Annotated in this window: 25 protein-coding genes and 1 pseudogene; all 26 read left to right on the top strand. The window is 61.7% G+C overall.

The features are described from left to right. The first annotated feature begins 17 nt into the window (after positions 1-17). Positions 18-476 carry a flagellar motor switch protein FliN gene (gene fliN, locus QWI20_RS24460; RefSeq protein ID WP_369307601.1) on the top strand — a complete coding sequence of 153 codons (459 nt, stop codon included), beginning with the start codon at positions 18-20 and terminating at the stop codon, positions 474-476. Positions 477-536: 60 nt separating this feature from the next. Continuing rightward, positions 537-959, top strand: a pseudogene (fliO, locus tag QWI20_RS24455) (flagellar biosynthetic protein FliO); the annotation flags it as partial. A gap of 119 nt (positions 960-1,078) precedes the next feature. Next, positions 1,079-1,822 (top strand): flagellar type III secretion system pore protein FliP, encoded by a 744-nt coding sequence (gene fliP, locus QWI20_RS24450; RefSeq protein ID WP_369307600.1) that lies wholly within the window; start codon positions 1,079-1,081, stop codon positions 1,820-1,822. 25 nt (positions 1,823-1,847) lie between these two features. Next, positions 1,848-2,117 (top strand): flagellar biosynthesis protein FliQ, encoded by a 270-nt coding sequence (fliQ, locus tag QWI20_RS24445; RefSeq protein WP_065987304.1) that lies wholly within the window; start codon positions 1,848-1,850, stop codon positions 2,115-2,117. 7 nt (positions 2,118-2,124) lie between these two features. Continuing rightward, positions 2,125-2,910, top strand: a complete 786-nt coding sequence (gene fliR, locus QWI20_RS24440) for a flagellar biosynthetic protein FliR (protein ID WP_369307599.1) — start codon at positions 2,125-2,127, stop codon at positions 2,908-2,910. A 1-nt stretch (position 2,911) separates the two neighbouring features. Then, positions 2,912-4,051, top strand: a complete 1,140-nt coding sequence (gene flhB / locus QWI20_RS24435) for a flagellar biosynthesis protein FlhB (RefSeq protein WP_369307598.1) — start codon at positions 2,912-2,914, stop codon at positions 4,049-4,051. 898 nt (positions 4,052-4,949) lie between these two features. Further along, positions 4,950-5,528, top strand: a complete 579-nt coding sequence (locus QWI20_RS24430; protein WP_369307597.1) for a sigma-70 family RNA polymerase sigma factor — start codon at positions 4,950-4,952, stop codon at positions 5,526-5,528. Then, positions 5,525-6,238, top strand: a complete 714-nt coding sequence (locus tag QWI20_RS24425) for an anti-sigma factor (RefSeq protein WP_369307596.1) — start codon at positions 5,525-5,527, stop codon at positions 6,236-6,238. The genes QWI20_RS24430 and QWI20_RS24425 overlap by 4 nt, the downstream gene beginning before the upstream one ends. 74 nt (positions 6,239-6,312) lie before the next feature. Continuing rightward, positions 6,313-6,870 carry a fasciclin domain-containing protein gene (locus QWI20_RS24420; RefSeq protein ID WP_282373144.1) on the top strand — a complete coding sequence of 186 codons (558 nt, stop codon included), beginning with the start codon at positions 6,313-6,315 and terminating at the stop codon, positions 6,868-6,870. Between the two features lie 237 nt (positions 6,871-7,107). After that, positions 7,108-7,650: a DUF3455 domain-containing protein gene (locus QWI20_RS24415; RefSeq protein WP_369307595.1), complete on the top strand. Its 543-nt coding sequence runs from the start codon at positions 7,108-7,110 to the stop codon at positions 7,648-7,650. 111 nt (positions 7,651-7,761) lie between these two features. Then, a complete protein-coding gene (locus QWI20_RS24410) occupies positions 7,762-8,325 on the top strand; it encodes a sigma-70 family RNA polymerase sigma factor (protein ID WP_369307594.1) in 564 nt (187 codons plus the stop codon). Continuing rightward, positions 8,322-9,053 carry an anti-sigma factor gene (locus QWI20_RS24405; RefSeq protein ID WP_369307593.1) on the top strand — a complete coding sequence of 244 codons (732 nt, stop codon included), beginning with the start codon at positions 8,322-8,324 and terminating at the stop codon, positions 9,051-9,053. Before QWI20_RS24410 ends, QWI20_RS24405 begins: the two co-directional genes overlap by 4 nt. A gap of 759 nt (positions 9,054-9,812) precedes the next feature. Further along, positions 9,813-11,942 (top strand): flagellar biosynthesis protein FlhA, encoded by a 2,130-nt coding sequence (gene flhA / locus QWI20_RS24400; protein WP_369307592.1) that lies wholly within the window; start codon positions 9,813-9,815, stop codon positions 11,940-11,942. An 11-nt stretch (positions 11,943-11,953) separates the two neighbouring features. Then, entirely contained in the window at positions 11,954-13,297 is a 1,344-nt protein-coding gene (flhF, locus tag QWI20_RS24395) for a flagellar biosynthesis protein FlhF (protein WP_192174156.1), read from the top strand. A 118-nt stretch (positions 13,298-13,415) separates the two neighbouring features. Beyond that, on the top strand, positions 13,416-14,249 hold the full coding sequence (fleN, locus tag QWI20_RS24390) for a flagellar synthesis regulator FleN (RefSeq protein ID WP_037011520.1): 834 nt from the start codon (positions 13,416-13,418) through the stop codon (positions 14,247-14,249). After that, positions 14,246-14,989: an RNA polymerase sigma factor FliA gene (gene fliA / locus QWI20_RS24385; RefSeq protein ID WP_074892894.1), complete on the top strand. Its 744-nt coding sequence runs from the start codon at positions 14,246-14,248 to the stop codon at positions 14,987-14,989. Before fleN ends, fliA begins: the two co-directional genes overlap by 4 nt. Before the next feature lie 241 nt (positions 14,990-15,230). Next, complete coding sequence (locus QWI20_RS24380) at positions 15,231-15,605, top strand: chemotaxis response regulator CheY (RefSeq protein ID WP_172612850.1); 375 nt, start codon at positions 15,231-15,233, stop codon at positions 15,603-15,605. 19 nt (positions 15,606-15,624) lie between these two features. Beyond that, positions 15,625-16,413, top strand: coding sequence for a protein phosphatase CheZ (locus QWI20_RS24375; RefSeq protein WP_122536798.1), 789 nt, complete (start codon positions 15,625-15,627; stop codon positions 16,411-16,413). Positions 16,414-16,557: 144 nt separating this feature from the next. After that, positions 16,558-18,909, top strand: a complete 2,352-nt coding sequence (locus QWI20_RS24370; RefSeq protein ID WP_369307591.1) for a chemotaxis protein CheA — start codon at positions 16,558-16,560, stop codon at positions 18,907-18,909. A gap of 388 nt (positions 18,910-19,297) precedes the next feature. Continuing rightward, on the top strand, positions 19,298-20,470 hold the full coding sequence (locus QWI20_RS24365) for a chemotaxis response regulator protein-glutamate methylesterase (protein ID WP_369307590.1): 1,173 nt from the start codon (positions 19,298-19,300) through the stop codon (positions 20,468-20,470). Next, entirely contained in the window at positions 20,470-21,210 is a 741-nt protein-coding gene (locus QWI20_RS24360) for a flagellar motor protein (RefSeq protein ID WP_369307589.1), read from the top strand. Before QWI20_RS24365 ends, QWI20_RS24360 begins: the two co-directional genes overlap by 1 nt. A gap of 7 nt (positions 21,211-21,217) precedes the next feature. After that, positions 21,218-22,099, top strand: coding sequence for a flagellar motor protein MotD (motD, locus tag QWI20_RS24355; RefSeq protein WP_369307588.1), 882 nt, complete (start codon positions 21,218-21,220; stop codon positions 22,097-22,099). A gap of 37 nt (positions 22,100-22,136) precedes the next feature. Beyond that, positions 22,137-22,925: a ParA family protein gene (locus QWI20_RS24350; protein WP_369307587.1), complete on the top strand. Its 789-nt coding sequence runs from the start codon at positions 22,137-22,139 to the stop codon at positions 22,923-22,925. A 112-nt stretch (positions 22,926-23,037) separates the two neighbouring features. Beyond that, on the top strand, positions 23,038-23,994 hold the full coding sequence (locus QWI20_RS24345; RefSeq protein ID WP_369307586.1) for a chemotaxis protein CheW: 957 nt from the start codon (positions 23,038-23,040) through the stop codon (positions 23,992-23,994). A 72-nt stretch (positions 23,995-24,066) separates the two neighbouring features. Further along, positions 24,067-24,546 carry a chemotaxis protein CheW gene (locus tag QWI20_RS24340; protein ID WP_065987319.1) on the top strand — a complete coding sequence of 160 codons (480 nt, stop codon included), beginning with the start codon at positions 24,067-24,069 and terminating at the stop codon, positions 24,544-24,546. Beyond that, a complete protein-coding gene (locus QWI20_RS24335) occupies positions 24,547-24,945 on the top strand; it encodes a DUF2802 domain-containing protein (protein WP_369307585.1) in 399 nt (132 codons plus the stop codon). The last annotated feature ends 838 nt before the right edge of the window (positions 24,946-25,783 follow it).

Raw genomic sequence — 25,783 nt, 5'->3', positions numbered from 1 at the left:
GTTCCCCCGAGGCAACCATGGCTAATGACAACGAAATGACTTCTGCTGAAGACCAGGCCCTGGCCGACGAGTGGGCGGCTGCACTGGGTGAATCCGGGGACGGACAAGCGGACATCGACGCGCTGCTGGCGGCCGACGCCGGCAACAACGCCAATCGCATGACGATGGAAGAATTTGGCGGCGTGGCGAAAAGCAACGGCGCGGTCACTCTGGACGGCCCGAACCTGGACGTGATTCTGGATATCCCGGTGTCGATTTCCATGGAAGTGGGCAGCACCGACATCAACATTCGCAACCTGCTGCAGCTCAACCAGGGCTCGGTGATCGAGCTGGACCGTCTGGCCGGCGAGCCGCTGGACGTGCTGGTCAACGGCACCCTGATCGCCCACGGCGAAGTGGTGGTGGTGAACGAAAAGTTCGGCATCCGTCTGACCGACGTGATCAGCCCGAGCGAACGTATCAAGAAGCTGCGTTAAGTGCGCGGCGTAATCAGAACCCTGTCGAGCCTGCCGCTGCTGGCGTTGTCCTGGGCGGTGATGGCGGCCGATCCGGCGACGCCTGCCGCGCCTGCTGCGACGACGGCGAGTGCGGCTGCGACGGCAACGCCTGCGGTCGCCGCGCCGGTGGCCGGTTCGCTGAATGGCGGCATGGCCGGTCAGTTGCTGCAACTGGTGCTGGGGCTGCTGCTGGTGATCGGGCTGATCTTCGTGCTGGCCTGGCTGATGCGCCGGGTCCAGCGCGCGGGGCCGGCCGGCAATCAGGTGATCAAACTGGTCGGCTCCCGCGCGTTGGGCACGCGTGATCGGCTGGTGCTGGTGCAGGTCGGCAACGAACAGGTGTTGCTGGGCGTCTCGCCCGGCAGTATCACCGCCCTGCACGTGATGAACGAGCCGGTCGAGGTCCCTGACGCGCAAAACGCGCAGCCGGAGTTCGCCAGGCGTTTGCTTGAAGCGCTGGGCAACAAGGGCGCGGCGGGGCAACGCCCAGGCATGAATATTTTCGGTGTCGCAGGCAAGAAAGCGGGCACGCCAGGCACGACGGGCAAGCCAGATACTTCGGATCAGAAGGACATGAACTGATGCGCATTGTTTTGACGCTGCTGCTGTTGCTTGCAGCGCCGCTGGCGTTCGGCGCCGATCCGTTGTCGATCCCGGCCATCACGCTGGGCACCGGCGCTAACGGCCAGCAGGAATATTCGGTCAACCTGCAGATCCTGTTGATCATGACGGCGCTGAGCTTCATTCCGGCGTTCGTTATGTTGATGACCAGTTTCACGCGGATCATCATCGTCTTCTCGATCCTGCGTCAGGCCCTGGGCCTGCAACAGACGCCGTCCAACCAGATCCTCACCGGCATGGCGCTGTTCCTGACCCTGTTCATCATGGCGCCGGTGTTCGACCGGGTGAACAACGACGCGCTGCAGCCGTACCTGGCGGAAAAACTCACCGCCCAGGACGCCGTGGCCAAGGCCGAAGTGCCGATCAAGGACTTCATGCTGGCGCAGACCCGCTCCAGCGACCTTGAGCTGTTCATGCGCCTGTCCAAACGCACCGACATTCCGACCCCGGACGCGGCGCCGTTGACGATTCTGGTGCCGGCATTCGTGACCTCCGAACTGAAAACGGCGTTCCAGATCGGCTTCATGATTTTCATCCCCTTCCTGATCATCGACCTGGTGGTGGCAAGCATCCTGATGGCCATGGGCATGATGATGCTGTCGCCGCTGATCATTTCCCTGCCGTTTAAAATCATGCTGTTTGTGTTGGTGGATGGCTGGGCGCTGATCATCGGCACCCTGGCCGGCAGTTTTGGTGGCGTATGAACCTGTTTGACGTGGAGTGCGCAGCATGACCCCGGAAGTAGCCGTCGACCTGTTTCGCGAAGCGCTGTGGCTGACCACGACCATGGTCGCCATTCTGGTGGTACCAAGCCTGATCGTCGGCCTGATCGTCTCGATGTTCCAGGCCGCGACGCAGATCAACGAACAGACCTTGAGCTTCCTGCCGCGCCTGCTGGTCATGCTGGTCACGCTGATCGTGGTCGGCCCGTGGATGGTGCGCACCTTCATGGAGTACATCACCAATCTCTACACCAGCATTCCTCAAGTGATCGGCTGACCCCTCGATGGAACCTGTGCTGGCGTTGACCGACACCCAGATCAGCACGTGGGTGGCGGCGTTCATGCTGCCGCTGTTTCGCATCGGCGCGCTGCTGATGACCATGCCGATGATCGGAACCGCGCTGGTGCCCAAGCGCGTGCGGCTTTATCTGGCGCTGGCGATCACCGTCGTGGTTGCGCCAAGCCTGCCACCGATGCCCGCCGTGAGTGCCCTCGACCTCAGCGGACTGCTGCTGATCGCGCAACAAATCATCATTGGCGCCGGGCTGGGCCTGTCGCTGCAGCTGTTTTTCCAGGCCTTCGTGATCGCCGGGCAGATCATCGGGATCCAGATGGGCATGGGCTTTGCGTCCATGGTCGACCCGGTCAACGGCGTGTCGATCGCGACGGTCGGGCAGTTCTTCACCATGCTTGTGACCCTGCTGTTCCTGGCCATGAATGCTCACCTGGTGGTGTTCGAAATCCTCATCGAGAGCTTCACCACTTTGCCAGTGGGGCAGGGCTTCGCTACGGCGGACATCTGGCTGCTGGTGATGCGTCTGGGCTGGGTGCTCGGCGCGGCACTGGTGCTGGTGCTGCCGGCCGTCGCTGCGCTGCTGGTGGTGAACATCGCCATGGGCGTGATGACCCGCGCGGCGCCACAGCTGAATATCTTTTCGATCGGTTTTCCGCTGACGCTGGTGCTGGGGATGGTGATTCTGTGGATCACCCTCGGCGACATTCTCAATCAATATCAACCGCTGGCGGTCGACGCCCTGCAGTTGCTCAGAGACCTGGTCAAGGCGCGCTGACATGGCCGAAAGCGAGAGTGGTCAGGACAAGACAGAAGACCCCACGGACAAACGCAAACGCGACGCCCGGGAGAAGGGCGAGATCGCCCGCTCCAAGGAGCTCAACACGGTTGTGGTGATGATCGTGGGCGCTGCGGGGCTGCTGGCGTTTGGCGGCTCCATGGCGGAAATGATGATGCAGTTGATGCGCGACAATTTCACCATCACCCGCGAGGCGATTCTCGACGAGCGCAGCATGGCGATCATGCTGATGGCCTCGGGCAAGGCGGCGTTGCTGTCGGTGCAGCCGATCCTGCTGGCGTTAACCGTGGCGGCGTTCGTCGGTCCCATTTCCCTCGGTGGCTGGCTGTTTGCGGCAGGGTCCCTGGCGCCGAAATTCAGCCGCATGAACCCGGCCGCCGGGATCAAGCGGATGTTCTCGCCCAAGGCGCTGATCGAGCTGCTGAAGTCGTTTGCGAAGTTCTTGATTGTGCTGGCGGTGGCGCTGGTGGTGCTGATGAAGGACAAGGGCGACCTGGTGTCCATTGCCCATGAGCCGCTGGAAATGGCGGTGGTGCACAGTTTGCAGTTGGTCGGCTGGAGCACGCTGTGGATGGCGATGGGCCTTTTGATCATCGCGGCGATCGATGTGCCGGTGCAGTTGTGGGAGTCCCACAAGAAGTTGTTGATGACCAAGCAGGAGGTGCGCGATGAGCACAAGGACAGTGAGGGTCGGCCGGAGGTCAAGCAGCGGATTCGTCAGTTGCAGCGGGAGATGTCACAGCGGCGGATGATGGCGGCGATTCCCGAGGCGGATGTGATTATCACCAACCCGACGCATTATGCGGTGGCGTTGAAGTATGACGCGGAGCGGGGCGGGGCGCCGATTCTGTTGGCCAAGGGCAGTGATTTCATGGCGCTGAAGATTCGGGAGATTGCGGCGCAGCATGAGATTTTGTTGTTGCAGTCGCCGGCGTTGGCGCGGTCGATTTATTACAGCACGGAGTTGGATCAGGAGATTCCGGCGGGGTTGTATCTGGCGGTGGCGCAGGTGTTGGCGTATGTGTATCAGATTCGGCAGTTCCGGGCTGGGCGGGGCAAACGGCCTGATCCGCTTAGGGATAATCTGCCGATTCCGCCGGATTTGAGGCGGGATTCGTAGGGCTTCTAGACCGTCAAGATCAAGAGCGCCTGCCTGGGGGCAGGCTGTTTCGCCTTCGGCGACTTACTTTTGAAAAGCACCAAAAGTAAGCAAAAGTGCCTGCTCTCGGTTAGGCCCTTCCTTCGTCAGGGTTCCTTCACTCCGGTCCCGCTCCGTGGGCCCGCGCCGAACGGGCATCCATGCCCTGACGGCGCTCTTGCCGCATCCATGCGGCTCGGCCCACTCCGCGAAACCTCCGTTCAGCCTGCACCCAAGTCGCGATTGGCGGTGACTGGACTTTTTGTGTACGAGACCAAGATCAAAGGCTTCCCGGCTAAAGCCGGTCCCACAGTGTGTACGCGGTGCCTATAGTGGGACCGGCTTTAGCCGGGAAGAGGCCAGCTCAGGCGCCGACATTTTTGCTGACAGTCCCCCTCCCTGTGGGAGCGAGCTTGCTCGCGAATGCTGCACTTCAAACACCAGAAATTCGGTGGATGTACCAACCCCTTCGTGAGCAAGCTCACTCCCACAAGTCCTTAGCGACTGATCTGCCCTCGATCTGCTCTTGATCTGCTTTGCTTCGCTTTTGGTTTCTCCTACGAAGCAAGCCCAGACACCGCCAATCGCGACTTTGGTGCAGGCCGAACGCAGACGACGCGCAGTGGGCCGAGCGGCATGGATGCCGCGAGAGCGCCGCCAGGACATGGATGTCCGTTCGGCGCGGGCCCACGGAGCGTCGTCGGAGTGAGGGTACCCTGACGAAGGAAGGGCCCAACCAGGAGCAAGCACCCTTGGTTACTTGGGGTGCTTTTCCAAGTAACTCGCCGAAGGCGAAACGGTCTGCCCCCAGGCAGACGCTCTTGATCTTCTCTCAGCAGCACCGCTAGAGTGACCGCAGTCCCTTTCAAGGCCTCGCCACTTGACCATTCGATCGAATGCAGCGCCATTGTCTGACGCCCACTCCAGCGCCGAAGCGTTGAATGTCCTGTTGCTGGCCTGCGCCACAGGCAATCGGTTGGCGTTCGAAGCGATGTATCACGCCACGTCGTCCAGGCTGTTCGGCATTTGCCTGCACTATTCCGGCAATCGGGCCGAGGCGGAAGAGGTCCTGCAGGAGGTGTACATCATGGCGTGGCTGAAGGCCTCTCGATTCGATCCGCAACTGGCCAGCGCCCTGACCTGGCTCTCGACCATGGCTCGCAACAAATCGATTGACCGGCGCAGGGCCCATCGCCGTCACGATCCACTCGAAACCATCCCCGACTTACCCGCCCAAGACGACCCCATCCCGGACTCCCTCGAACGCGAGCAGCAGGGCAGTCAGCTGGACCGCTGCCTTGAAACCCTGGAAGACGCGCAGCAACGCTATATCCGCGTGGCGTTCTTCGAGGGCTGCTCCTACGCCGAACTGGCCGAGCGCCACGGTATTGCGCTGGGGACCATGAAAAGCTGGATTCGTCGCGGGTTGCTTCGACTGCGCTTGTGCCTCGGCCTATGAACGAGCATCCCGTGCCGCCCGACGAGACCCCGGACCTGCTGATCGCAGAGTACGTGCTGGGCGTGCTCAGCCGCGAAGAGCGTGAGCGGGTGGAAGCGATGATTGCGCTGGAGCCTCGCCATCAACGCGCACTGGCGCAATGGCAGGAGCAGTTCGCCGAGTGGCTCGGTCAATTGCCCGCTTCCAGTCCTCCCGCCGGTACCTGGGGCAGGATTGAGCAGCGGTTGTTTGCGGGTGCCAGCCATGCGCCGTCAAGGGCCTCAGGCTGGTGGAACAGCCTCGGACTCTGGCGCTGGACAGCGGCGGCGCTGGCTGCCGGGTTGCTGGCGTCGGTGCTGACGCTTCAGCAACCTGTTCCTGGACCGACGTCGGGGCCGGCCTTGTTGGCGCGTCTCGAACAGAGCGATGGCAATACGCTGTTTGCCGCGACGGTCAACCCTGACCGGCGAAGCGTGCTGTTCGTCAACACGGGCCGCGCCGACTGGCCGGGCAAAAGTGCCGAGGCGTGGGTAATCGCCGCCGATGGCAAGCCTCGGTCGCTGGGCCTGCTGCCGGCCAATGCCCCCGCGACGTTGAACGTGGCGCCGCCACTGGCTGACCTGCTCGCCAGCGGCGCGGTGCTTGCCGTCACTCTTGAGCCGTTGAACGGATCACCGAGCGGGCTGCCGACCGGACCGGTCGTCGCCCAGGGAAAAATATCCTCACTTTGATGCATCCGTTACGGCGCCCGCTTCGTATATCTCCCACCTTCATCCGAAGGACCGAAGAATCCGGGAGAACTACCATGTTGACCCTCGCCAAACGCATCGCCGCTGTCTCGTTCGCTGCCCTTTGTCTTGCTGCATCCCCCGGCTTTGCCGCCGATACCGTCATGGTCGGTGGCGCCGCCATGTACCCGACCAAGACCATCGTCGAGAACGCCGTCAACTCCAAGGACCACACGACCCTGGTGGCAGCGGTCAAAGCTGCAGGTCTCGTAGACACCCTCAACAGCAAAGGCCCGTTCACCGTCTTCGCCCCCACCAATGAAGCTTTCGCCAAACTGCCGGCCGGCACCGTCGACACGCTGGTCAAGCCGGAGAACAAGGCGGACCTGACCAAAATTCTGACGTACCACGTTGTCGCCGGCACCCACACCGCCAAACAATTGATGGCAGACGCCAAAATGAACGGCGGCAAGGTGATGCTGAAAACCGTACAGGGCGAATCACTCACCGTGATGCCCCATGACGGCAAGCTCTGGGTGATGGACGCCAAAGGCGGCAAAAGCGCAGTCAGCATCGCTGATGTGATGCAGTCGAACGGCGTCATTCACGTGGTCGACTCGGTGCTGATGCCCTAAGCGCTGACCTGATCGTTGCAGTACCCGGCGGACATTCACTCCGTGCGCCGGGTCCATGGCCTGGCCTTTCTGCGGGCGCCATGTCGATCGACTCAATGCCCTTCTGCTCATCCTCCCCGTATCCCCGCCACTCCCCGCACAGATTTATTTTCAAATCCCTGCATCCAGTTCCCTTTCCCCCGGGTAGTACAAGTAGTAGCGATGGCTGCTGACCTGTTTATCCAATGGAGAGATGGCATGAACGCTAAAAAATTACTGGGTTCTTTCGGTGTTTCATTGGCTGCCACTTGCCTGCTGGGCACGGCGCCGGCGGCGTACGCGCAGATGGCATTGCCTGACGCGGTCAAGGTTCCGGACGGTCACAAGATCGCCATGGAAACCGTGGGCGTGGGCGAGATCACCTACGAGTGCCGCGACAAGCCCAACGCCGCCGGCCAGACCGAATGGACATTCGTCGGTCCGAAAGCGGTATTGAATGATCGCAGCGGCAAGCAGGTCGGCACGTACTTCGGGCCACCGGCGACGTGGCAGGCCGCTGACGGTTCGAAGATCACCGGTACGCAACTCGCCGTGGCCCCCGCCGGCACGGGCGATATTCCGTATCAGCTGGTGAAAGCCAACCCTGCGGAAGGCAAGGGTGCGATGAGCAACGTCAGTTACATCCAGCGGGTGGCGACCAAAGGCGGTGTGGCGCCGAAGATGGAGTGCTCGACGGCGACAAAGGGCAAGCAGGAAATCGTGAAATATCAGGCGGACTACATTTTCTGGGCCGCCAAGTAGACCAACGTCCCACGTCAGGCAGCGTCGCTGACGCACAAAGTCATCTACGCTGCACCGACGCAACCCCGGCCTTTGGGTTGGGGTATTTCTTTTCGTTGGCGGTTGAACATTTTGTCCCTACCTGAAGACTGTTTTGACTACGAAGCCTGTCTGGCGGCCTGCGCCCGAGGTGAGCAGCAGGCCTTGCACGACCTCTACACCCAGGAGAGCGCACGCCTGCTCGGCGTCGCCAAACGGATCGCCCGCAGCGACGCGCTGGCCGAGGACATCGTGCACGACGCCTTCCTCAAAATCTGGACCCGCGCCGGCAGTTACGACCCGGCGCGAGGCACTGCCCGTGGCTGGATCTTCAGCGTGACCCGGCACCTGGCGCTCAACTTCATGCGTGATAACGCGCAGACCGTTCAAGTCAGCGAAGAGGGTGAAAGCGCGTTACTGGCCGAGGCCTCTCTGGAGGCAGCCACCGATGCCGACACCTTCGAATACCGTGCTCGCTCGGGACGTATCTATGGGTGCCTTGAACAACTGGAACCGGCGCGTCGCAACTGCATTCTTCATGCGTACGTGGACGGTTTTTCGCATTCGGAGATAGCGCAGAAAATCGGCGCGCCGCTGGGCACCGTGAAAGCCTGGATCAAACGCAGTCTGGTGGCATTGCGGGAGTGCATGGGATGACAGGCAATCCGTCGAAAGACAGCGCCGATGAACTGGACGCACTGGCCAGCGAGTACGTGTTAGGCACACTGCCGGCCGAGCAACGCCTCAATGTGCAAAACCGCCTCGCCACGGACGCCCACTTGCGCGCGGCAGTGGACGCATGGGAAGGGCGCCTGTTGGCCTTGACCGAACTCGCCGAACCGCAAGCCCCAGGCCCGCAGCTGTGGGGACGGATCGAGCGCAGCGTCAACAGCCGGGACCGCCGGGCTTGCGTCAAGACTCCGGCCGTGACGTCGCACTCATGGTGGGACCTCCTGCCACTGTGGCGCGGACTTGCTGGCGCTGGCCTTTTTGCAACGCTGCTGTTGGCCACAATGCTGGTGACCCGGACAACACCGATAAACCCCACGACCTACCTCGTCGTACTCGTCGCCCCACAGAACCAGGCCCCCGGCTGGGTCATCCAGGCCAACAATCCGGAAGAAATCCAGCTGATACCGCTCGGCGCCACCCCAGTCCCCGCCGACAAAGCCCTCCAGTTCTGGACCAAGGCCGACGGCTGGCAGGGCCCCGTTTCCCTGGGCCTGGTCAAACCCGGCCAGACCCTCTCCGTACCGGTGAACAAACTGCCACCGCTGCAAGCCAACCAACTCTTCGAACTCACCCTCGAAAACCCCACCGGCTCCCCGACCGGCAAGCCTACAGGGCCGATTCAATTTATTGGGCGGGCGGTGAAAGTGATCTGAACCCACCGTCCTCAAGGACGCGGAGCGTCTGGGGCGGCATTCCCACGCGGAGCGGGGGAACGATCGGCCAATCATCTAGCGTCTGGAAGGCCGCTTTCGTGAGCAAGCTCACTCCCACATGAGCGTCGTTTGCCCTTGATGATTTGCGGTGTCACATCTGACGCCTTTCCGGCTAAAGCCGGTCCCACAAAAAGCAGCGCGTGCATTCAGTGAAATGGGTGGTGGCCACACTGGCCTCTTCCCGGCTGAAGCCGGTCCCACAAAAAAGCAGCGCGTGCATCCAGTGGGACCGGCTTTAGCCGGGAAGCTCTTGACCTGCTTTTGATCTTGATCTTCATGCACAAAAAGTTCAGACACCACCAATCGCGACTTGGGTGCAGGCCGAACGCAGACGACGCGGAGTGGGTCGAGCGGCATGGATGCCGCGAGAGCGCCGTCAGGACATGGATGTCCGTTCGGCGCGGGCCCACGGAGCGTCGTCGAAGTGAGGGTATCCCGACGAAGGAGGGACCTAGCCAGGAGCAAGCACCTTTGGTTACTTGGGGTGCTTTTCCAAGTAACTCGCCGAAGGCGAAACAATCTGCCCCTAGGCAGATGCCTTGCTCTTGATCTTGATCTCGACCCACGACCTAAATCGCAGATCTAAATACTGGCACTCTGATATTTTCACCCAATCCCAAATGTTGGACCCCTTCTTGCAATAACCCCGATACAACGCTTCGGCGTCAAAAGATTGATTTAACGCGCAGGTGCCCATCGGTGGAACGCTCACAACTTATCTCCCACGCCAGAACCGGATTGATCGGCCTGGGCCGTGGACAACTTGGCGTCCCGCTGCTGCTCCTCGTCATGCTCGCCATGATGATGCTGCCCATGCCGCCGTTCCTGCTGGACGTCTTCTTCACCTTCAACATCGCCCTGTCCATCGTCGTCCTGCTCGTCTGTATCTACGCCCTGCGGCCCCTCGACTTCTCCGTATTCCCGACCATCCTCCTCGTCGCCACCCTGCTGCGACTGGCGCTAAACGTCGCCTCCACCCGCGTTGTCATGCTCCACGGCCAGGACGGCCACGCCGCCGCCGGTAAAGTCATCCAGGCGTTCGGTGAAGTCGTCATCGGCGGCAACTACGTCGTCGGTATCGTCGTCTTCGCCATCCTCATGATCATCAACTTCGTCGTCGTCACCAAAGGTGCCGGCCGGATCTCCGAAGTCAGCGCGCGCTTCACCCTCGACGCCATGCCCGGCAAACAGATGGCCATCGACGCCGACCTCAACGCCGGCCTCATCGACCAGCCCGAAGCCAAGCGTCGTCGTCTTGAAGTTGCCCAGGAAGCCGAGTTCTACGGCTCCATGGACGGTGCCAGCAAATTCGTCCGCGGTGACGCCATCGCCGGCCTGCTGATCCTCTTCATCAACCTCATCGGCGGCATGCTGGTGGGCATCCTGCAACACGGCATGAGCTTTGGCGACGCCGGCAAGGTCTACGCGCTGCTGACCATCGGTGACGGTTTGGTGGCGCAATTGCCATCCCTGTTGCTGTCCACCGCTGCCGCGATCATGGTGACCCGTGCTTCCGGTTCGGAAGAGATGGGCAAGCTGGTCGGCCGGCAGATGTTTGCCTCCCACAAGGCGCTCGCCGTGTCCGCCGGGATCATGATCGTCATGGGCCTGGTCCCGGGCATGCCGCACTTCTCCTTCATCAGCCTCGGTCTGGTGGCTGCCGGCGGCGCCTACCTGCTGTGGAAGAAACAGAACCAGGTCAAGTTGGCCGCCGTGCAAGAGGTCAAGCGTCAGCAAGAGCTGCTGCCATCGCCGACCCGCGCGCAGGAATCCAAGGAACTGGGCTGGGACGACGTCACCCCAATCGACATGATTGGCCTGGAAGTCGGCTACCGCCTGATTCCGCTGGTGGACCGTAACCAGGGTGGTCAGTTGCTGGCGCGGATCAAGGGCGTGCGCAAGAAGCTCTCCCAGGAGCTGGGCTTCCTCATGCCGACCGTGCACATCCGCGACAACCTCGACCTGGCGCCCAGCGCCTATCGCCTGACCCTGATGGGCGTGACCCTGGCCGAAGCCGAGATCTACCCGGACCGCGAACTGGCCATCAACCCCGGTCAGGTGTTTGGCAGCCTCAACGGCATCACTGCCAAAGACCCGGCGTTTGGCCTGGAGGCCGTGTGGATCGAAATCAGCCAGCGTGCCCAGGCGCAGTCCCTCGGATACACCGTGGTGGACGCCAGCACCGTGGTGGCGACTCACTTGAACCAGATTCTCTACAAGCACTCTCATGAATTGATTGGCCACGAGGAAGTCCAGCAATTGATGACCCTGCTGGCCAAGGGATCGCCAAAACTGGCGGAAGAACTGGTCCCGGGCGTGCTGTCGCTGTCGGCGCTGCTGAAGGTGCTGCAGGCGCTGCTCGCCGAACAGGTGCCGGTGCGCGATATCCGCTCCATCGCCGAAGCCATCGCCAACAACGCTGCGCGTAGTCAAGATACCGCCGCGCTGGTGGCTGCCGTACGGGTCGGATTGTCCCGCGCAATCGTCCAAAGCATTGTCGGCATTGAGCCGGAGCTGCCTGTGATCACCCTTGAGCCAAGGTTGGAACAGATATTGCTAAATAGTCTGCAGAAGGCAGGTCAGGGTCAGGAAGAAGGCGTTCTCCTCGAACCGAGCATGGCTGAGAAACTTCAGCGCTCGTTGATCGAAGCGGCGCAGCGTCAGGAGATGCAGGGGCAGCCGGTTATTTTGTTGGTCGCAGGTCCGGTTCGCGCCATGTTGTCCCGCTTTGGACGGTTGGCTGTACCGAATATGCATGTTTTGGCTTACCAGGAAATTCCTGACAATAAGCAAGTCACCATCGTAGCGACTGTCGGGCCTAACGGCTGAGGTAGTGAGTCATGCAAGTTAAGCGTTTTTTCGCCGCCGATATGCGACAAGCCATGAAACTGGTTCGCGATGAGCTGGGCGCTGAAGCCGCCATCATCGGCAACCGGCGGATCGCTGGCGGCGTGGAACTGACCGCCGCCCTGGACTACAAGCTGTCTGCGCTGGCCCCGCGTGTACCGAACATCGAACTCGAAGACGAGCTGCGCAAGACTCAATCGCTCATCGTCACTGCTCAGGCTGAGCTGACCCACCGCAGCGAGCTGGACACTGTCGCCAACCGTCAGTTGTTCGCCGGCCTTGCGATGGATGACAGCAAGCAGATCGAACCGACGCTGGAAGAACCGTTTCGCCCGTCCGTCCACGCCGCAGTGGCCGCCGAACGCGCCGAGCGCAACGCCGAGCCGGGCGTTGGCGACCGCGCCTACGAAGCAATGCGCTCCGAATTGAACGGCCTGCGCGAACTGCTGGAAGTCCAGCTGGGCTCGCTGGCCTGGAACCAGCTGCGAGACGGCCGTCCGCAACAGGCCAACCTGTGGCGCCGTCTGCAACGGGTCGGCCTTTCCGGCCCGCTGTCCCGCGACTTGCTGGCGATGGTCCCGGACTCCAACGATCAGGCTCACACCTGGCGCATGCTGCTGGCCCATCTGGCCCGCATGATTGCCACGCCGGACGTCGAGCCACTGGAAGAGGGCGGTGTGATTGCCATGGTCGGTCCTGCCGGCATGGGCAAAACCACCACGCTGGCTAAACTGGCGGCCCGATATGTGTTGAAATACGGCGCGCAAAATATCGCGCTGGTGAGCATGGACAGTTTCCGCATTGGCGCTCAGGAGCAACTGAAAACCCTGGGCCGGATCCTCAATGTACCGGTCACCCACGTCGACCCGGGCCAGTCCCTGGCACAGGCGCTGGAGCCGCTGTTGCGCAAGCGCGTGGTGTTGATTGACACCGCCGGCCTGCAAGCCAGTGATCCAGCCCTGCGTCTGCAACTGGAAACCCTCGCCGGGCGTGGCATCAAGGCGCGCAACTACCTGGTGCTGGCGACAACCAGCCAGAAACAGGTGCTGTCAGCGGCTTATCACAGTTACAAACGTTGCGGGCTGGCCGGGTGCATCCTGACCAAGCTCGACGAAACGGCCAGCCTGGGCGAAGTGCTCAGTCTGGCCGTGACACACGAACTGCCTGTGGCCTATCTCACCGATGGCCCACGGATACCGGATGATCTGCATTTGCCGCGTCGGCACCAATTGGTGAGCCGGGCTGTCAGCGTGCAGATGCAGGAGGAGCCAAGCGAGGAAGCGATGGCGGATATGTTTGCGGATCTTTATCACAGCACCGGCAAGCGCGCGGGCTAGGTGAAGAAAATGACAGTGGAATTTTCCTGCATCGATGGTCTGCCAGGCATTGTTCAGGCACTGAACGTGCAGCCCGACATGTGGCTTAGGTCTAAGCAAGACAAGGTAAACAATTAACATGGGCAGCATGCATCCCGTACAGGTTATCGCGGTGACCGGTGGCAAAGGTGGCGTAGGCAAGACCAACGTTTCAGTGAATCTTTCACTGGCACTGGCCGAGCTGGGACGTCGCGTCATGCTGCTGGACGCCGATCTGGGTCTGGCCAACGTCGACGTATTGTTGGGTCTGACCCCCAAACGCACCCTGGCTGATGTCATCGAAGGGCGGTGCGAGCTGCGCGATGTCCTGCTGCAAGGCCCGGGCGGCGTACGCATCGTGCCGGCGGCATCGGGCACCCAGAGCATGGTTCACCTGACCCCGGCGCAGCATGCCGGGCTGATTCAGGCGTTCAGTGACATTGGCGACAACCTCGATGTGCTGGTCATCGATACCGCCGCCGGCATCGGCGAGTCGGTGGTGAGCTTTGTCCGCGCGGCCCAGGAAGTGCTGCTGGTGGTGTGCGACGAGCCCACATCGATCACCGACGCCTATGCCCTGATCAAACTGCTCAACCGCGATTACGGCATGAACCGCTTCCGCGTCCTGGCCAACATGGCCCAGAGCCCGCAGGAAGGGCGCAACCTCTTCGCCAAGCTGACCAAAGTCACCGACCGTTTTCTCGACGTGGCCCTGCAGTATGTGGGCGCCGTGCCGTACGACGAATGCGTACGCAAGGCCGTGCAGAAACAGCGCGCCGTGTACGAAGCGTTTCCGCGTTCCAAATGTGCCCTGGCGTTCAAGGCCATCGCGCAGAAAGTCGACACCTGGCCGCTCCCGGCGAACCCGCGCGGCCACCTGGAATTTTTCGTAGAACGCCTCGTGCATCACACCAGCGCAGGGCCCGTCTCATGACAGCAAGTGGCTATCGCATGTACAGCAAATCGTCCAAAGATTCCCAGTATGAGCTGATCGAGCGTTATGCCCCGCTGGTCAAACGAATCGCCTACCACTTGCTGGCGCGTCTGCCGGCCAGTGTGCAGGTCGAGGATTTGATCCAGGCGGGCATGATTGGCTTGCTCGAGGTCTCGACCAAATACGACTCCACCAAAGGGGCCAGCTTCGAGACGTACGCGGGTATTCGTATCCGTGGCGCGATGCTCGATGAAGTGCGCAAGGGGGATTGGGCGCCGCGCTCGGTCCACCGCAACACGCGCATGGTCAGTGACGCGATTCGTGCAATCGAAGCAAAAACCGGCCGTGACGCTAAAGATCACGAGGTTGCTGCCGAACTTGAAATGAGTCTCGACGATTACTACGGGATTTTGAACGATACCCTGGGCAGCCGCCTGTTCAGTTTCGATGACCTGTTGCAGGACGGCGAACACGAAGGGCTGCACGAGGACGGCGCGAGCCAGTCCCTCGAACCGTCTCGGGATCTGGAAGACGAGCGCTTCCAGGCTGCGCTGGCCGAGGCCATTGCCAATTTGCCCGAACGTGAACGCCTGGTGTTGTCGCTGTACTACGACGAAGAGCTGAACCTCAAGGAAATCGGTGAGGTCCTGGGGGTCAGCGAGTCGCGGGTCAGCCAGCTGCACAGTCAATGCGCGGCGCGGTTGCGCGGTCGTCTTGGCGAGTGGCGCGCACGTTCGTGAATCAGGCGCAGGCTGCGAGGCCTGCGTGTTGCGTGTAAGACCGGCTGTGCAAGACGTGAGCGGGAAGCAAATGAGACACGGCAGGAGTCGGTCGAACCGGGTCGTAGATGATCCGGTTTCGCTGCGCTTGTCCCGGTCGATTCCACCCCCTCTTGATGTTCGGCACAGCCGGTATTGATTGAACGCGCGTTCAGGTGCTGAACGCGTTAAAGACTGCTTGGAGGTCGAATTGGACAAGAACATGAAAATCCTCATCGTTGATGACTTCTCAACGATGCGGCGGATCATAAAAAACCTGTTGCGTGACCTTGGGTTCACCAACACGGCCGAAGCAGATGACGGACTCACCGCATTGCCGATGCTGCAAAGCGGCGCTTTTGACTTCCTCGTCACTGACTGGAACATGCCGGGCATGTCCGGCATCGACCTGTTGCGTCAGGTGCGTGCCGACGAGCGTCTGCGCAGCCTGCCGGTGCTGATGGTCACTGCCGAAGCCAAGCGCGAGCAGATCATCGAAGCCGCTCAGGCCGGTGTGAACGGCTACGTGGTGAAGCCGTTCACCGCGCAAGTGCTCAAAGAAAAAATCGAAAAGATATTCGAGCGCGTCAATAGCTGATGTCCGCTGCGAGGGCGCTATGGATTCCAAAGATTCGACAATGGGTGACTTTGAGTCAACCCTGAAGAAACACGCACAAGAGCTGGTCGCGAGCCTTGAAAAAGGCAAGTTCGGCGACGCTGTGCAACTGATCCATGAGCTTAACCAGACCCGCGACCGCGGCCTGTATCAGGAAGTCGGCAAACTGACGCGCGAGCTGCACAGCGCGATCGTCAACTTCCAGATCGACCCGAACATGCCGCAGGCCGAGGAGGTCTCCCAGATCACCGACGCCACCGAGCGGCTGTCGTACGTCGTCAGGTTGACCGAAAACGCGGCCAACCGGACCATGGACCTGGTGGAGCTGAGCACGCCGTTGATGCACGGGCTCACGGACGACGCCAAGTCATTGAGCGCCGATTGGGGACGCTTCATGCGCCGCGAGATCAGCGCCGAAGAGTTTCGTGATCTGGCCCGCCGCGTTGATGTCTTCCTGACCCGCAGCGAGAAGGAGACCACCGAGGTCTCTGCGCACCTGAACGACATTCTGCTGGCCCAGGATTACCAGGACCTCACCGGTCAGGTGATCAAGCGCGTGACCACGCTGGTCACGGAAGTCGAGCGCAATCTGCTCAAGCTGGTGCTCATGGCGAGCCAGGTGGACCGCTTCGCGGGCATCGAGCACGACCAGGAAGTGTTCCGTCAGCAAAAAGAACAAGAAAAACTTCACTCCAAGGGTGAAGGTCCGCAGATTCATGCCGATAAACGTGAAGACGTTGTATCCGGACAGGATGATGTTGACGATCTGCTATCCAGCCTCGGATTCTGATTCGGTCATTCTGTCTCGGACTTCAGGTTTTCTGTGAAAGTGGCTGCTGGACCCGCGCGCCAATGCTTCGACGAAAGCAATGCGCGCAGGCCGTCAGTGCAGCCTCCGGATCGGTTTGACGGTTAATTTTAGGAGCACCCCCCAATGAGCTTCGGCGCCGATGAAGAAATCCTTCAGGATTTTCTGGTAGAGGCCGGCGAGATTCTCGAGCTGTTGTCAGAGCAGTTGGTCGAGCTGGAAAGCCGGCCTGACGATGCGGACCTGCTCAATGCAATTTTTCGCGGTTTTCACACTGTAAAAGGGGGCGCCGGCTTCCTCCAGCTCAACGAGCTGGTTGAATGCTGTCACATCGCCGAGAACGTGTTCGACATCCTGCGCAAGGGTGAGCGTCGCGTCGACTCGGAGCTCATGGACGTGGTGCTCGAAGCACTCGACACCGTCAACAGCATGTTCGGTCAGGTGCGCGAGCGTTCCGCCGTCACCCCGGCCACGCCTGAATTGCTCGCCGCGCTGGCACGCCTGGCCGAGCCTGCCTCGGCAGAAGAAATCGCGGCGGCACCGGTGGTGGTTGAAGAGCCGGTCGCTGAAGCGCCGTCCGAAGACATCACCGATCTAGAATTCGAACAGCTGCTGGATTCGCTGAGTGCCGTCAAGGCGCAAGCGGCAGGTGCGCCTGCACCGGCTCCGTCTGCGCCTGCGCCTGTTGCCGCGGCACCCGTTGCAGCTGCGCCGGCAGCATCGGCTTCCGCTGCACCGCCTGGCACGGCGGCCAGCGATGAAATCACTGACGCCGAATTCGAATCGCTCCTCGATCAGCTGCATGGCAAAGGCCAGTTCGCCGTTGATGCGGTGCAACCGCCGGCGGCGGTGACGCCGTCTGCCGCACCGACCAGTGACGAAATCACTGACGACGAATTCGAGTCGCTGCTGGATCAGCTGCACGGCAAAGGCTCGTTCTCGCCGGACGCCGTCGGCGCTGCTGCTCCTGGCGCTGCGGCACCTGCTGCCGCTGCACCTGCCGCGCCGGTTGCGCCCGCCGCTCCGTCGAAGGGCGCTGCGTCGGACGAGATCACCGACAACGAATTCGAAGACCTGCTGGATCAGTTGCACGGCAAAGGCAAGTTCGAACCTGCCGTGGCTGCCGCTGCCGCTGCACCTGCAGCGCCGGCCGCAGCGGCACCGGCCAAGAAGCCCGAGCCCGCCAAAGCTGAACCGGCCAAAGCAACGCCTGCTGCGGCGGCCCCGGCCAAAGCTGCACCGGCTGCTGCTCCAGCACCGGCTCGCGCTGCGGCGCCGGCGCCCAGCGAAAAGCCGCCGTCTGAAGCGGAAACCACCGTGCGCGTCGACACCGCGCGGCTGGATGAAATCATGAACATGGTCGGCGAACTGGTGCTGGTGCGTAACCGCCTGGTCCGCCTGGGCGCCAACAGCGCCGATGAAGCCATGTCCAAGGCCGTGTCCAATCTGGACGTGGTCACCGCTGACCTGCAGACCGCGGTCATGAAGACCCGCATGCAGCCGATCAAGAAAGTGTTCGGTCGCTTCCCGCGTCTGGTTCGCGATCTGGCGCGTCAGTTGAAGAAAGAAATCAGCCTTGAACTGGTGGGTGAAGAAACCGACCTGGACAAGAACCTCGTCGAGGCCCTGGCCGACCCGCTGGTCCACTTGGTACGCAACGCGGTCGATCACGGTATCGAGTCGCCGGAAGAGCGCGAGGCATCGGGCAAGTCCCGGAACGGCCGTGTGATTCTGGCCGCCGAACAGGAAGGCGATCACATCCTGCTGTCGATTTCCGATGACGGCAAAGGCATGGACCCTGCGGTCCTGCGTGCCATCGCGGTCAAGCGTGGCGTGATGGACAAGGACGCAGCGGATCGCCTCAGCGACACCGACTGCTACAACCTGATCTTCGCGCCGGGCTTCTCGACCAAGACCGAGATTTCCGATGTGTCCGGGCGTGGCGTGGGCATGGACGTGGTGAAAACCAAGATCGCCCAGCTCAACGGCTCGATCAGCATCAATTCCACCAAAGGCCTGGGCTCGAAGATCATCATCAAGGTGCCGCTGACCCTGGCGATCATGCCGACGCTGATGGTCATGCTGGGCAACCAGGCCTTCGCGTTCCCGCTGGTCAACGTCAACGAGATCTTCCACCTGGACCTGTCGACCACCAACGTCGTCGACGGTCAGGAAGTGGTGATCGTGCGCGACAAGGCGCTGCCACTGTTCTACCTCAAGCGCTGGCTGATCAGCTCGGCGGCTCACGAGGAGCAGCGCGAAGGTCACGTGGTGATTCTGTCGGTGGGCACGCAACGCATCGGCTTCGTGGTGGATCAGTTGGTCGGCCAGGAAGAAGTGGTGATCAAGCCGCTGGGCAAAATGCTGCAAGGCACGCCGGGCATGTCGGGCGCCACCATCACCGGTGACGGCCGCATTGCACTGATTCTCGATGTCCCGAGCATGCTCAAGCGCTACGCGGCCCGACGGATTGGTTAAGCAGGATCGGCTTCGGTAGGGCGGCTTTCGATTTTTGGTGGGACCGGCTTTAGCCGGGAATAGGGCGGCGAAAACACTGTGGATTTTCGGTGTGACACCCGACGCTTTCCCGGCTAAAGCCTGTCCCACTAACAGCATGCGGAGGGCGCCTTGCGAGGTTTTTCAGTGGGACCGGCTTCAGCCGGGAAGAGGGCAGGGTGAACACCCTTGATTTTTCGGTGTGATACCCGACGCCTTCCCGGCTAAAGCCGGTCCTACAAATAGACCCGGTCTCGTTTTAAGCGCGAAAACCGGTCCCACTGGCCTGTTTCGTTTTGCCAATGTGACCCAAGCTACGTGATTCAGGGCGTGCGGCCCCTCAGGGTGGCGCGCGCTCTTTGGAGTGTTTATGGCAGTTAAGGTTCTCGTCGTGGACGATTCGGGTTTTTTCCGACGTCGTGTCTCGGAAATTCTCTCTTCGGATCCCACGATCCAGGTGGTCGGTACTGCCACCAATGGCAAGGAAGCCATTGACCAAGCCCTGGCCCTCAAGCCCGACGTGATCACCATGGACTACGAAATGCCGATGATGGATGGCATTACCGCGGTCCGTCACATCATGCAGCGTTGCCCGACCCCGGTGTTGATGTTCTCCTCCCTGACCCACGAAGGCGCCCGAGTCACTCTCGATGCGCTGGACGCCGGCGCGGTGGATTTCCTGCCCAAGAATTTCGAAGACATCTCGCGCAACCCCGAGAAGGTCAAGCAGATGCTGTGCGAGAAAGTGCACAGCATCTCCCGCAGTAATCGTCGTTTCAGTGGTTACGGCAGCACGCCTTCTGCCACCTCGGCGCCCGCGCCGTCTGCTGCGCCCGCTGCACCGCGCAGCACGGCTGCCGAAGCGCGACCGTCGCGTCCGGCGCCAGCCCCTGCGCCTGCGCGTTCAGCCGCGCCGGCGTCGCAGCATCATGCAGCGGCGTCCCATCACCACGCGCCGACGTCGGCTGCGCCCAAGCGCAAAGCCTACAAACTGGTCGCGATCGGCACGTCTACCGGCGGTCCGGTGGCCTTGCAGCGCGTACTGACCCAACTGCCGGCCAACTTCCCGGCGCCCATCGTGCTGATCCAGCACATGCCGGCCGCCTTCACCAAAGCCTTCGCCGAGCGTCTCGACAAGCTGTGCCGCATCAGTGTCAAGGAAGCCGAAGACGGCGACATCCTGCGTCCCGGTCTGGCACTGCTGGCCCCGGGCGGCAAGCAGATGATGGTCGATGGTCGCGGCGCGGTGAAAATCCTGCCGGGGGACGAGCGCCTGAACTACAAGCCGTGCGTCGACATCACATTCGGCTCGGCGGCGAAGTCCTACAGCGACAAAGTCCTCGCCGTCGTCCTCACCGGGATGGGCGCCGACGGCCGTGAAGGCGCGCGCCTGCTCAAGCAGAGCGGCAGCCAGATCTGGGCGCAGGACGAAGCCAGCTGTGTGATCTACGGCATGCCCATGGCGATCGTCAAAGCTGAACTGGCCGACGCCGTCTACAGCCTCGACGACATCGGGCGCCACCTGGTGGAGGCCTGCAGCTGATGGATGTCTTGACGCTCATAGGGATCATTCTGGCGTTCGTCGCGATCATTGGCGGCAACTTCCTTGAAGGCGGGCATCTGGGCGCCTTGCTCAACGGCCCGGCCGCGCTGATCGTGCTCGGCGGTACGCTGGCGGCCTGCCTGCTGCAGACGCCCATGAGCGCGTTCAAGCGGGCGATGCAGATCTTCATCTGGATTCTGTTTCCACCGCGTATCGATCTGGCGGGCGGCATTGATCGCGTCGTGTCCTGGAGCCTCACCGCGCGCAAGGAGGGCTTGCTTGGCCTCGAAGCCGTGGCGGATTCGGAGCCCGATAACTATTCACGCAAAGGCCTGCAACTGCTGGTCGACGGTGCCGAGCCTGCGGCCATTCGCGGCATTCTGGAAGTGGACTTCATCACCCAGGAAAGCCGCGACATCCAGGCCGCCAAGGTCTACGAAAGCATGGGCGGTTACGCGCCAACGGTCGGCATCATCGGTGCCGTCATGGGCCTGATCCACGTGATGGGCAACCTGGCCGATCCCAATCAACTGGGCAGCGGCATTGCGGTGGCGTTCGTCGCGACCATTTATGGCGTTGCGTCTGCCAACCTGATTCTTTTGCCGGTGGCGAACAAGCTCAAGGCCGTGGCGATTCGTCAGTCGCGCTACCGGGAGATGCTCCTCGAAGGCCTGCTGTCGATTGCCGAAGGCGAGAACCCGCGCTCGATCGAACTGAAGCTGCAAGGCTTCATGGAGTGATGGACTGATGGCCCGCCGACGTCGCCAGGAAGAGCACGAAAACCACGAACGCTGGCTGGTGTCCTACGCGGACTTCATCACCTTGCTGTTCGCTTTTTTCGTGGTCATGTATTCCATCTCGTCGCTGAACGAAGGCAAATACAAAGTGCTGTCCGAGGCGCTGGTCGGGGTGTTCAACGAGCCCGAGCGCAGCGTCAAACCGATCCCCATCGGCGAGCAGAAGCCGCAGACCGTGCGACCCGCCGATCCGCTGGTTCAGGACAGCGAGCAGACCGACGCCGCGCTGGGCCAGGCCGCAGACGACCCGCTCAAATCCATTGCCGATGACGTCAACGCGGCGTTCGGCGACCTGATCGCTTCCAAACAGATGACCGTGCGCGGCAATGAGCTGTGGATCGAGATCGAGCTTAATTCCAGCCTGCTGTTCGGCAGCGGCGACGCGATGCCGAGCAATCAGGCATTTGACCTGATCGACAAGGTCGCGAAGATCATCAAACCGTTCGACAACCCGGTGCACGTTGAGGGCTTCACCGACAACCAGCCGATCAACACCGGGCAGTTCCCGACCAACTGGGAGCTGTCGTCGGCGCGTTCGTCGAGCATCGTGCGCATGCTGGCCATGGACGGGATCAACCCGGCGCGGCTGGCCTCTGTGGGCTATGGCGAATTCCAGCCGCTGACCTCGAATGCCACCGCCGATGGCCGCGCGCGCAACCGCCGCGTGGTGCTGGTGATCTCGCGCAACCTGGACGTGCGCCGCAGCCTCACGGGCTCGGGCACCACGGCCAACGCAAAACCCGATGCAGCGCTGCGCCGTGCTGGCACACAAACTGCACCGGTCCCGGCCAAGCCGCCGCAAGGCGTCAAATCTTCGTCATCTGCCCCTTAAACCCGGTCGTCGCTTTGGTCGGGGGGAAAACGAGTACATGAGAGTCTGGGCAGTAGCCAATCAGAAAGGCGGGGTCGGCAAGACCACCACCTCCATCGCTTTAGCCGGCTTGCTGGCAGAGGCGGGCAAGCGCGTGGTCGTGGTGGACCTCGATCCCCACGGCTCGATGACCAGCTATTTCGGGCAAGATCCCGATACGCTGGAGCACAGCAGCTTCGACCTGTTCCTCAACAAGGGCGTGGTGCCGGACGGTTTGCCGGGCCAACTGCTGCTGCCCACCAGTGACAAACGCATTTCACTGCTGCCGTCGAGCACCGCGCTGGCCACCCTTGAGCGCCAGTCGCCGGGGCAGAGCGGCCTGGGGCTGGTGATTGCCAGAAGTCTGGCGCAGCTGTGGCAGGACTTTGATTACGCGATCATCGACAGCCCGCCGTTGCTCGGCGTGTTGATGGTCAACGCGCTGGCGGCCAGCCAGCAACTGGCGATCCCGGTGCAGACTGAATTCCTCGCGGTGAAGGGCCTGGAGCGCATGGTCAACACGCTGGCGATGATCAACCGCTCGCGCAAGGTGCCGCTGCCGTACACCATCGTGCCGACGCTGTTCGATCGGCGTACCCAGGCGTCGATGAGCACCCTCAAGCTGCTGCGCGACAGTTACCCGGAGCACGTCTGGAATGCGTTCATTCCGGTGGACACCCGGTTGCGCGATGCCAGCCGCGCCGGTGTGACCCCCTCGCAGTTCGACAACAAGAGCCGCGGCGTGCTGGCTTACCGCGCGTTGCTCAAGCACCTGCTCACCGAACAGCTTGTCGGGCAGGTCGCCTAGTGTCCGCTGATCATTATTTGCCGAGCGGCGCGCCTGCACGCTCAAGTCCATCGGCTATGCAGCCGATATCTGTATCAGGCGGTAATCGCATCACTACTTTTCGGGCTCCCGTATGAACCGCCCCCTGGACATCGCTTCACGACCACAACTGGCGCTGCAGAACTACCTGGACGCGTTGCTGTTTGACGCGACCGAGGAGCTGCAGGTCGTCGAGTCCGTCGATGAATTTCAAGCGGCCGTGCTCGAAGAGCAGGCCCATGACGCACGCATGCGTTCTGCCGTCGCGGCAGCGGTGGCTGCTGCGCTGCCCCCTGCGTTGCCAGCTTCGCAGCCTGCCCCCGTGAGCCGGCCTGCGCCGGTGTCGCTCGCTTATTCGGCTCAGCCTGAACCGGCTGCTGCCCGGGTGATGGAGCGGCCAGTGGTCATGCCACCGGTGATTCTGCCGCCAGCGATCGTTGCGCTGGTTGAGCCGGTCGTTGAAGCGCCTGTGGTTGAGGCTCTGGTGGTGGAAGAACCGCCAACGGCGCGGGTCGAGCCGGTGGTCGACGTGCATCTCTCTGCACAGCGCACACCGACGCCTCCACCCACTGGCGATGAACGCCCGGCCTGGGCGGCCGAGCCGTTCGAATGCCTGTTGTTCGACGTCGCCGGTCTGACCCTCGCGGTGCCGCTGGTGTGCCTGGGTTCGATTTATCCGCTGGCGGGCCATGACTTGACGCCGCTGTTCGGTCAGCCGGACTGGTTTCTCGGGATCCTGCCGAGCCAGGCCGGCAACCTGAAGGTGCTCGACACGGCGCGCTGGATCATGCCGGACCGGTACCGCGACGATTTCCGTCAGGGCCTGCAATACGTGATCTCGGTTCAGGGCTATGAATGGGGGCTGGCGGTGCATCAGGTCAGCCGCTCGTTGCGCCTGGACCCCAATGAAATCAAATGGCGCACCCATCGTGGTCAGCGACCCTGGCTTGCCGGGACGGTGATCGAGCACATGTGTGCGCTGCTGGACGTTTCCGAGCTGGCCGAGCTGATTGCCAGTGGCGCGGTCAAGCAGATGAAGACGCATCAATAACCATCATCAGATCAACACAGGCCGGCGTACGAAACGTCGACCGCACGGCACAACACGCAAGGGGTTAGGGGTATGAAGAAGTCGTCAGCACAGGGTTCCGAAGATCCGATTCTGCAATGGGTCACCTTCCGCCTGGACAACGAGTCGTATGGCATCAACGTGATGCAGGTTCAGGAAGTGCTGCGCTACACCGAGATCGCTCCGGTCCCGGGCGCGCCAAGCTACGTGCTGGGGATCATCAACCTGCGCGGTAACGTCGTCACTGTCATCGACACCCGTCAGCGCTTTGGTCTGCCGCCGGTTGAAGTCAGCGACAACACGCGTATCGTGATCATCGAGGCCGACAAGCAAGTGGTCGGGATCCTGGTCGATAGCGTGGCTGAAGTGGTTTACCTGCGTCAGTCGGAAGTCGAAACCGCGCCGAACGTGGGCAACGACGAATCCGCCAAGTTCATCCAGGGCGTCTGCAACAAGAACGGCGAACTGCTGATCCTTGTGGAATTGGACAAAATGATGTCCGAGGAAGAGTGGTCCGAGCTGGAGAACATCTGATTGATTCTCGATGTGGCGGTTATTTTTCTGGCGGTGTTGTGGGTCGTGAGCGTCGTGATGTTCATGGCCCACACCAAGCGCCTGCGCACCGTGGCCACGCAGCAGCTGGAGGCGGATTCGCTGCGTGATCAGCGCATCCGCGAGCTGGCCCGGCGCCTGGAAAATTACCAGAGCGGAACGGTGAGAATGGGCGAGGAACTGCACGAGTTGCGTTCCATCATCGCGCTGTTGCCGGACAAGATCACTGCCCTCGAGCAGCGCGATCCTTCGACTCTGTCATTCGCCCAGGCCGCCCGCCTGGTCGGCATGGGCGCCAGCATCGACGAACTCACCCAGTCCTGCGGCCTGACCCAGGCCGAAGCGCAGTTGATGACCAAGGTGCATGGGCATAATCGGTAGGTGAGGGGGCTGTCGTCGCTGCTTCGCGTGCACGCTCAATCTCACCCACCATGACGACACCGCGGAATTATCTGCCGATAAATGAACGGTAGGAGTGAGCTTGCTCGCGAAATGGGCCTTTCAACCGCTGCATTTTTAGCGGATGTACCGGCCTCTTCGTGAGCAAGGTGGAGCGCCACCCCGGTCACTCCCACAGGTCCTGCAACAACCGGAAATCCCGAGCCGAATCACCCTCCCGTGGGAGTCGAGCTTGCTCGCGAAGGCTTACTTTCAGCCCCCGAGAAAGTGGCTGAATGCCCCGGCCTCTTCGTGAGCAAGCTCACTCCCACACAGGCTGTGTGAAAACCCTCCACCAAAAATGAACTGCGCGCTCTCACGTGAATTTTGCAAATGCTCGCGTGGTTTGCAGACCCAGATTTCGCGTAGAAACGCATTTTTTAGTACATTTTTTGAGCAGTGCATCGGCGTTCGGGGTTTTCACACAGCCTGCACAGGTCCTGCAACAACCGGAAATCCCGAGCCGAATCACCCCCGGTGTCGAGCTTGCTCGCGAAGGCTTACTTTCAGCCCCCCGAGAAAGTGGCTGAATGCCCCGGCCTATATCGTGAGCAAGCTCACTCCCACAGGTCCTGCAACAACCGGAAATTCCGAGCCGAATCACCCTCCCGTGGGAGTCGAGCTTGCTCGCGAAGGCTTACTTTCAGCCCCCGAGAAAGTGGCTGAATGTCCCGGCCTCTTCGTGAGCAAGCTCACTCCCACAGGTCCTGCAACAACCGGAAATCCCGAGCCGAATCACCCTCCCGTGGGAGTCGAGCTTGCTCGCGAAGACTTACTTTCA

Source organism: Pseudomonas sp. W2-17, from assembly GCF_041060445.1.
Taxonomy (GTDB): domain Bacteria; phylum Pseudomonadota; class Gammaproteobacteria; order Pseudomonadales; family Pseudomonadaceae; genus Aquipseudomonas.
Note: the sequence above shows the minus strand (reverse complement) of the source record. Positions and strands in the feature narration are given on the sequence as shown.

Bases quoted from the DNA above. Each gene is read 5' to 3' on its own strand.
- fliR (WP_369307599.1), top strand. From the start codon at position 2,125: ATGGAACCTGTGCTGGCGTTGACCGACACCCAGATCAGCACGTGGGTG.
- QWI20_RS24365 (WP_369307590.1), top strand. From the start codon at position 19,298: ATGGCAGTTAAGGTTCTCGTCGTGGACGATTCGGGTTTTTTCCGACGT.
- QWI20_RS24340 (WP_065987319.1), top strand. From the start codon at position 24,067: ATGAAGAAGTCGTCAGCACAGGGTTCCGAAGATCCGATTCTGCAATGG.
- QWI20_RS24405 (WP_369307593.1), top strand. From the start codon at position 8,322: ATGACAGGCAATCCGTCGAAAGACAGCGCCGATGAACTGGACGCACTG.
- QWI20_RS24425 (WP_369307596.1), top strand. From the start codon at position 5,525: ATGAACGAGCATCCCGTGCCGCCCGACGAGACCCCGGACCTGCTGATC.
- QWI20_RS24370 (WP_369307591.1), top strand. From the start codon at position 16,558: ATGAGCTTCGGCGCCGATGAAGAAATCCTTCAGGATTTTCTGGTAGAG.
- QWI20_RS24375 (WP_122536798.1), top strand. From the start codon at position 15,625: ATGGATTCCAAAGATTCGACAATGGGTGACTTTGAGTCAACCCTGAAG.
- QWI20_RS24415 (WP_369307595.1), top strand. From the start codon at position 7,108: ATGAACGCTAAAAAATTACTGGGTTCTTTCGGTGTTTCATTGGCTGCC.
- fliQ (WP_065987304.1), top strand. From the start codon at position 1,848: ATGACCCCGGAAGTAGCCGTCGACCTGTTTCGCGAAGCGCTGTGGCTG.
- QWI20_RS24345 (WP_369307586.1), top strand. From the start codon at position 23,038: ATGAACCGCCCCCTGGACATCGCTTCACGACCACAACTGGCGCTGCAG.
- motD (WP_369307588.1), top strand. From the start codon at position 21,218: ATGGCCCGCCGACGTCGCCAGGAAGAGCACGAAAACCACGAACGCTGG.
- flhB (WP_369307598.1), top strand. From the start codon at position 2,912: ATGGCCGAAAGCGAGAGTGGTCAGGACAAGACAGAAGACCCCACGGAC.
- flhF (WP_192174156.1), top strand. From the start codon at position 11,954: ATGCAAGTTAAGCGTTTTTTCGCCGCCGATATGCGACAAGCCATGAAA.
- fliP (WP_369307600.1), top strand. From the start codon at position 1,079: ATGCGCATTGTTTTGACGCTGCTGCTGTTGCTTGCAGCGCCGCTGGCG.
- QWI20_RS24350 (WP_369307587.1), top strand. From the start codon at position 22,137: ATGAGAGTCTGGGCAGTAGCCAATCAGAAAGGCGGGGTCGGCAAGACC.
- QWI20_RS24380 (WP_172612850.1), top strand. From the start codon at position 15,231: ATGAAAATCCTCATCGTTGATGACTTCTCAACGATGCGGCGGATCATA.
- QWI20_RS24360 (WP_369307589.1), top strand. From the start codon at position 20,470: ATGGATGTCTTGACGCTCATAGGGATCATTCTGGCGTTCGTCGCGATC.
- fleN (WP_037011520.1), top strand. From the start codon at position 13,416: ATGGGCAGCATGCATCCCGTACAGGTTATCGCGGTGACCGGTGGCAAA.
- QWI20_RS24420 (WP_282373144.1), top strand. From the start codon at position 6,313: ATGTTGACCCTCGCCAAACGCATCGCCGCTGTCTCGTTCGCTGCCCTT.
- fliA (WP_074892894.1), top strand. From the start codon at position 14,246: ATGACAGCAAGTGGCTATCGCATGTACAGCAAATCGTCCAAAGATTCC.
- fliN (WP_369307601.1), top strand. From the start codon at position 18: ATGGCTAATGACAACGAAATGACTTCTGCTGAAGACCAGGCCCTGGCC.